We start from the raw sequence: 7,679 nt of genomic DNA on the forward strand, positions 1-7,679 counted from the left end.
ATAGATATTTTAGATAATTTTGCATATGCAAACTTAACATATAAAGAGCTTTTCAATCTTTTTGTCATTTTTGGAGGTTCTGGTGCTGGTTTATCATTAGTAATTGCAATATTTTTTGCTTCAAAAGATAAGCATATTAGTTTTGTAGGAAAAGCTTCTTTACCTTTTGTTTTTTTTAATATCAATGAAATTCTAATATTTGGTATTCCAATATTTATGAACTTTTCTTTACTTATACCTTTTGTTTTAGTTCCGGTAATTAATTGTATTCTTTCATTGTTTTTTTACCTTACTATGATTTAATTATCTTCAATGATTCATATATTCCATGGATTACACCTACTTTTATAAATGTATATTTAAGGACAGATGGAGATTTAATAGCTGTTGCTTTCCAACTTTTTTTAGTTGTTTTAGGAGTATTAATATATATTCCTTTTATTAAAAGATATTCAAAAAATCAAAGTTCAACAATAGCTTTAGAAAAAATTGCAAATAAATTAGATGTATCAGATACTTTGGAGTCTAAAAAAAGTATCTTATTTCAAGAAGCTCAAAGTTCACTTATTAAATCACACGTAAAAATCAATAAAATAATTGATACTATTAATCAAAACAACTTACTAATATATTACCAACCAAAGGTAAATACTAAAAATAAAACATCTACAGAGTTTGAAGCTTTATTAAGAGTTAAAAAAGAAGATGGTTCTGTTAAAGGTCCTGATTTTATTATTGATATTGAAAACTCTGGACTATCTTCAATCATAGATATTTGGGTATGTAAAGAAGTAAGAAAAGATATGGATATTTGGAAGAAGAATGACTTTTATCCAAGTATCTCAATTAATATATTTCCTTATACTTTATCTGATGATAATTATATACTTAAAATAATAGATATTTTAAAAGGCTATGATATTACCTTTGAAATAATTGAAAGAAGATCTTTTTTAAATAACAACATATTAAAAAATATTAATCTTTTAAAGCAAAATGGCTTTAAACTTTCACTTGATGATTTAGGAGTTGGATATACAAACTTCTCTATTTTATATGAATTACCTTTTGATAGTGTAAAGATTGATAAAAAAATCATAGGTTTTACAAATACAAAGAAAGGTTTATCTTTATATAAAAATATATGTAATTTATGTTCTGATTTAAACTTTGAGATTATTCTTGAGGGAGTTGAAACAAAAGAGGAGTTAAAAACATTAGAAAATAAAAATGCATATATTATTCAAGGTTGGTACTTTTCAAAGGCAATTCCATTTGAAAAAGTAGAAGAGTTTTCCTTAGAAATAAAAAATAATTTTAATTTTAAACTGCTTAATATTTAAATAAGAATTAATCCTATAGAATATAATACTTAATGTAATCTAAATATGGGGAGTCTATCATGACTATAAAAAGTAAAATAACGGGTGCGTTTTTAGTTCTTTTTTCAGTAATAATTGTTTCAAATGTATATATTTCATATAACCTTAATTATATTGATACAAATGTAAAAGAGTTAAGTGATAAAAATTTTGCTGGAATTGCTGTACTTTTAGAAGCTGATAGAGATTCTTATCAATCTAATGTAGCTTTATCTCAAATAATTAATCTAAAAGATAAAGAAAAATCAGAAAAGCTTATTGAAGATGGAGTTAGTAATAACCTGACACAAGTTAGGCAAAGATTTGATAAGTTTAGAATTTTTCTAAAAGAAGAAATGTCAGAACATAGTAATAAACTTGATGACTTTGATAAATATTATAAACTTACAGCAAAACATACAAATCAATTAATTTTACTTATTAAAAAAAATGAATTTGAAAAAGCAAGTAAATATTACTTTTCTTCATATTTAGTTGATTATGAATCAATGAGAGACTTAATTGATTTCTTTACAGAAGCTACTTATAAAGTTATTGAAAATAATAAAAATGATACAAAAGCCTCTATTACAAATTCATTTACAACCTTTATAATAATAACTGTTTTAATCATTGCACTAATAATATTCTTCTTACTTGCTCTTGGACGAACAATTAACAACTCAATTTCAAACTTTAAAGATGGTCTTCTTGGATTCTTCTCATATTTAAATAAAGAAACAAATAGTGTTCAATTACTTGATGACACTTCAAAAGACGAGATTGCTACTATTGCTACTATTGTAAATGAAAATATTACAAAAACACAAACATTAATAGAAGAGGATAATAAACTAATTAATGATGTAAAAAGAGTTGTAGAGTTAGTAAAAGATGGAAACCTTGATGAAAAAATCAATTTATCTACAGAAAATAAAAGTTTAGAAGAGTTAAAAACTATGTTTAATGAAATGCTTGAAACTATTTCTTCTAATATTTCTAATGATTTAAATGAAATAAAAAAAGCTTTAGAACAATTCCAAAAATTAAACTTTGCACATAGAATAAAAAATTCAAAAGGTGATACAGTTGATGGTCTTAATACCTTAGCAAAAATTATAAATCAAATGCTAGTAGATAATAAATCTAATGGATTAACATTACAAAATAGTGCAAATAGCCTTTTATCAAATGTTGATACTTTAAGTAAGTCTTCAAATGAAGCTGCTGCAAGTATTGAAGAGACTGCTGCTTCTTTAGAAGAAGTTACTTCGAATATATCTTTAAATACACAAAATGTAATAAAAATGGCAAATAATGCAAATGAGCTTAAAAAATCTGCAAATGAAGGAGAAAATCTAGCTTCGCAAACAACATCTGCAATGGATAGTATAAATGACCAAGTAACAGCTATAAATGATGCTATTTCAGTTATTGATCAAATTGCCTTCCAAACAAATATTCTTTCACTAAACGCTGCTGTTGAAGCTGCAACTGCTGGAGAAGCTGGAAAAGGTTTTGCTGTTGTTGCACAAGAAGTTAGAAACCTTGCAAGTAGATCTGCTGAAGCTGCAAAAGAGATAAAAAATCTTGTTGGAAATGCAACGCAAAAAGCAAATGATGGTAAAAATATTTCAGATAAAATGACAGTTGGATATATTGAATTAAACGATAATATTTCTAAAACTTTAGAACTAATTGAAGATATTGAAAATTCAAGTAAAGAACAGCAATCTGGTATTATTCAGATAAACGATGCAGTAAATATGCTAGATAGACAAACTCAACAAAATGCAGTAGTTGCAAATGAGACTAAAGATATTGCAAATCAAACTCAAGCAATTGCTGATGATATTGTTCAAGATACAAATGAAAAAGAGTTTGAGGGAAAAGATAGTGTTAAAGCAAAAAATATAAGTATTAATACAAATCCTACTCCTGTAGAAAATAAAATTAAACCTCAAGAAACTAAAACAGAAGTTAATCAAGCTATTAAAGCTAAAGTAGAAAAGAAAGAAGAAGTTTCATCTTCAAATATTTCAAGTAGTACTACTAAAACAATAACTCCTAATAATGATAATGACGAGTGGGAAAGCTTCTAAACTTTTTTTAAACTGCCAAGGTCTTTTTATAAAGACTTTGGTACATGAATCCCAAACTTCGCTCCAGATTTAGTATTTCTTACTCTTAATTTACCTTTCATATTTTTATCTATAATAATTTTTGACATATATAAACCTATTCCTGTTCCATTACTATCATCTTTTGTAGTAAAGTATGGCTCGTAAATTTTTCCTATTGGCTCAACAGTAATACCTCCTGCATTATCTTCAATAAATAGTACCACATACTCAGACTCTTCATAAGCTGAAATTTTAATACTAGGTTTTTTGATATTTTTTTCAATTAATGCATCTTTTGCATTTTTTAATATATTTAATATCACTTGTTCATATTCATTTAAATATGTAGTAAGTTTAATATTTTTATTAATATTAATCTCAACATTAATTTTATCACTCTTTAAAGAGCTTGAAACAATTGTCATAACAGAGTCTAAAACTTTATATAAATAAAACTCTTCTTTCTCTTTTTTTGGCATGAAAAAATTTCTAAAATCATCAATTGTATGAGACATATAATCTAAAACATCATCAGCCTCTTCACTTTTTACTTGCATTGTTTTATCATCAAGTTTGCCAATACTATGTTTAAATTTCATATACATAAGTATCGAAGATAACTCAGATAAAGGCTGTCTCCATTGATGTGCTATATTAGATATCATCTCCCCAAGTGCAATAAATTTGGATTTTTGAACTAGAAGCTGTTCTTTTTCTCTATTTTTTTCAAGCTCTTCTTTTACTTTTTCTTCTAAGCTTTTATTTAGATTTTCAAGCTCTTGTGTTTTAGCTTTTACTTTCTCTTCATATGTTTTTAAGACCTCATCAATTTTTTGAGAAACTACAATTGATATTAAAATTGCTAATGATAAAAACATAATAAATAAAACAACATTTTGTCCTACTTGTTTTTTAATACTAGATTCTAAATGTTCTCTTTTTATAGAGATCTCTTTTTCAATATCATCTGTATATACTCCAACTGCTAAAACCCAATTCCAGTTTTCATAGTATTTAAAATATGATAACTTTTGCTTTATTTCATTTGTTCCTGGTTTTTTATATGTATATTGTGTGTAAGATTCTTGTTTTTCTCTAATATCTTTTAAAAATATTTCTCTAAATTTCTTTCCATTATCATCTGTATAATTTGTAGATATTAATCTTCCCACAATATCTGGTCTATTTGGATTTACTAAAAGTTTTGCAAAATCATCGCCACCATTCATATTTTTTATTTCATATACAAAAAAATAGTTACTTTTATTTTTCTCAAATCTAATATTATTAAGCAATCTTATTGCTTCATTTTTTTGTTCTTGATTATCTATATACTCTTTTGTAATATTGTAATTAAAGATATCTAAAACCGTATCTACTTCTTTTTTTAGTGTTTTTTTCTTAATTTCATAATACTCTTCTTTAAATATTTTCATCTCTGTTTCAAAGTTTTCATATGTATTTTTTACATAAAAATATGTAATCATAAAAATCATTGAAGACATAATTATTATAAAGATATAGATTATTATTTTAGATAGATTCTTTTCAGTTATTAGTCTCAAATTTTTCCTTGTAACCTTAATTATGCTATGATAGCATAAATTTTCTAACAAGGGTTTTTAGTATATGCAAGAAATATTAATTAATAAACTGAATGCATTTAGAGTATTATATGCAGAAGATGAAGATGGAATAAGAGAGAATATCAATGAAATTTTAGAGCATTATTTTAAAGAAACTTATACTGCAAAAAATGCAAATGATGCTTATTTAAAATACGTACAAAACAAACCTGACTTAATAATTACAGATATACAAATGGGCAATGAAAATGGTCTTGATTTAATAAGAAGAATCAGAGAATCAGATTCAAAAACTAGAATTATTATTACTTCTGCATTTACAGATTTAGATTATATGCTTCAAGCTACTGAATTACATCTAATTAAATACATTGTTAAACCAATTACACATGATAAATTAATAAATGCCTTAGAAGCCTTTATAAAAAGTTATGATGATAATAAAATATATAATCTTAATGAAAAGTGGCTATTTGATTTTAGTAAATCAATAATTACAAATGATGAAGAACAGTTTGATTTAACAAAAAAAGAAGCCCTATTTTTAAAACAATTGCTTACAAAAGATAGAATAATAACTTATGAAGAGATGGAAAATCTTATTTGGGATGAAGATTCAGTTATGACACCAAATGCAATGAGATTATTTATAAAAAACTTTAGAAAAAAGCTCCCTGAAAAATCTTTAAAAAATATTCAAGGAACTGGCTACCGTCTTGTTAGAGGTTAAAATAAGTAATTTAAGAATTACTTATTTGCTTTCTTTGCTCTAACTCTTTTATCTCTTCTTTTACGACATCTTCATCTATATTAGAATCTGGAATATCTAATTTATACATCTGTTCTAACTTTATAAAATACCCATGTCCTAAATATATGATATAAAAAACTGCTGTAAATAGTGTTATAAAAGGAATCATAGATATAAAATATAGAAGTAATGTTCTAAGTCTTACTTTTCCAGCTTCCTCTTGATATATTACTTTAAACTCTTCTTGGCTTAATATTGTTGATGAAACATCATAATTTAATAGCTTATGGAAAAAATAGTAAAAAGGTAAAGAAAAAGCAATTATATTTAATAATGGTATAAAATATAGTGGAATAAATAGTATAAAAAGTAATATCATCATCAATGAACTTTTCAATAATACCCATAAAGGAGATAATAAAGTCCCATGACCATGTAAAGTTAAATGAGAATAGTGTCTTTTATGTATTTTGTTTAAAATAATTGGTGTTAAAAATCCAATTACAACAATAGTTAAAAGTACAGATATCTTCAATACAATAATAGTACCAACTGTATATAATAAAAATCCTGCAATATATGAAGTAAATGAGTATTTAAATAAAAATACTATTAAATATGTAGCCCAAACAAAATAAAAAGGTGCACTTTCATCAATAACAATCTCTTCTCCATTTTGAGAAGCTTGTGCTGTTTCTTGTAATGCAGTAATTCCAAAATCTGCAGCAGCAAAAAATAGTATATATAAAAAAATCATTGTAACAATCAAAGGAATCAATGAAATCTTTAGCATCTTTGGTGTTAAAAAATCTTTTAAACTTCTTAAAAAAATATCTGTTTCACTCAAACTTCTTCCTTCTTATTACTTATCAAATCTAGTTCTATATTCACATTTTTGGCAAAGTTCTTCTACTACTTTCCCTACTTTAAAACCATCTTGAATAGTTTTAACTCTAGTAGAACTTAGAATATCTTTTAATTGTGAAGTATTTGTATTTCCTAAATTTATACATGCATTTTGATCTAAACAACAAGGAACTACTTCTCCTGATGTTAAAATACCAAAATGTGAATCTAAGCCATAGCAAAAACCTTTATCTGAAACGAAATCATTTTCTAAACTTGGCCAGTTAAAGTACTCATCAAAATTAAAAAACAATTTTTTTGCTATTCGTATATTTTTAGGTCTTTGAGTATAAACATCATCAATATTAATATCAGTATTAAAATACTCATTAACTTTTTTAAAAACTTGGGTATTAAACTCTCTTGCACTTTTACTTTCATCTAAATTCCATATTCTAAAATTTATAAAATACTCATGTGATTTTTCTTGAGCATATTTTACAAAATCTAAAATAGGATTTAAATACTCATCTAAAGATTTTTTATGAGAGTTTGCGTTGTACGAGTTTATTGAAAAATTTATTTGTTTTATTGTTTTATTCATTAAAGCATTATAATCATTTGATGATATTTTATTTGCTGTTGTTGTGATATTTACTTTTAAATCATGTTTTAAACTAATATCTAAGTATTCATTTAAATTTCTAAGAACTAGCGGATCTCCAACTATATGGTAAGCTAACTCTTTAGTATATGGTTTTAATTGCTTATTTATATCATCAAAATCTTCTAAAGACATTACACCATTTGGTTTTATCTTAGGAGGGCAAAATGTACATTTTAAGTTACATATATTTGTAATTTCTATATGAACTTTTCTAAACTTTTTAATAATATTAACCTTAATTATATTTTCTTGTGATTGTATCAAATCCTTAATAAAATACTCGCAATATCTAGACAATACCTAATCAAGAAATAACCAAGCTTTTATTATAATTGCGTTTTAATA

At 24.8% G+C, this 7,679-nt stretch carries 7 protein-coding genes; 4 read left to right on the forward strand and 3 right to left on the reverse strand.

Annotated features, from left to right (window positions below; all coding sequences use genetic code 11):
- The 3 genes from GBG18_RS14355 to GBG18_RS14365 form a co-directional block, all read left to right on the forward strand.
- Positions 1-303 (forward strand): PTS transporter subunit EIIC (locus GBG18_RS14355; RefSeq protein WP_193311169.1); only part of this gene is annotated, 303 nt, incomplete at its 5' end.
- Positions 264-1,343 carry an EAL domain-containing protein gene (locus GBG18_RS14360; protein WP_152192184.1) on the forward strand — a complete coding sequence of 360 codons (1,080 nt, stop codon included), beginning with the start codon at positions 264-266 and terminating at the stop codon, positions 1,341-1,343. The genes GBG18_RS14355 and GBG18_RS14360, both read left to right, overlap by 40 nt.
- 59 nt (positions 1,344-1,402) lie before the next feature.
- Positions 1,403-3,463: a HAMP domain-containing methyl-accepting chemotaxis protein gene (locus tag GBG18_RS14365; RefSeq protein WP_152192186.1), complete on the forward strand. Its 2,061-nt coding sequence runs from the start codon at positions 1,403-1,405 to the stop codon at positions 3,461-3,463.
- Positions 3,464-3,489: 26 nt separating this feature from the next.
- Here the strand turns inward: GBG18_RS14365 and GBG18_RS14370 are convergent, their stop codons facing one another.
- On the reverse strand, positions 3,490-5,049 hold the full coding sequence (locus GBG18_RS14370) for a cache domain-containing protein (RefSeq protein ID WP_152192188.1): 1,560 nt from the start codon (positions 5,047-5,049) through the stop codon (positions 3,490-3,492).
- 64 nt (positions 5,050-5,113) lie between these two features.
- On the opposite strand from GBG18_RS14370, the gene GBG18_RS14375 reads away from it, so the two are divergent.
- Positions 5,114-5,800, forward strand: coding sequence for a response regulator transcription factor (locus GBG18_RS14375; RefSeq protein ID WP_152192190.1), 687 nt, complete (start codon positions 5,114-5,116; stop codon positions 5,798-5,800).
- Between the two features lie 10 nt (positions 5,801-5,810).
- Here the strand turns inward: GBG18_RS14375 and GBG18_RS14380 are convergent, their stop codons facing one another.
- Positions 5,811-6,668 carry an EI24 domain-containing protein gene (locus tag GBG18_RS14380; RefSeq protein ID WP_152192192.1) on the reverse strand — a complete coding sequence of 286 codons (858 nt, stop codon included), beginning with the start codon at positions 6,666-6,668 and terminating at the stop codon, positions 5,811-5,813.
- Between the two features lie 15 nt (positions 6,669-6,683).
- Complete coding sequence (locus GBG18_RS14385) at positions 6,684-7,598, reverse strand: radical SAM/SPASM domain-containing protein (protein WP_226896486.1); 915 nt, start codon at positions 7,596-7,598, stop codon at positions 6,684-6,686.
- Positions 7,599-7,679 lie beyond the last annotated feature (81 nt).

The sequence above is a fragment of the Poseidonibacter ostreae genome (assembly GCF_009208075.1).
Classification (GTDB): Bacteria; Campylobacterota; Campylobacteria; order Campylobacterales; family Arcobacteraceae; genus Poseidonibacter; species Poseidonibacter ostreae.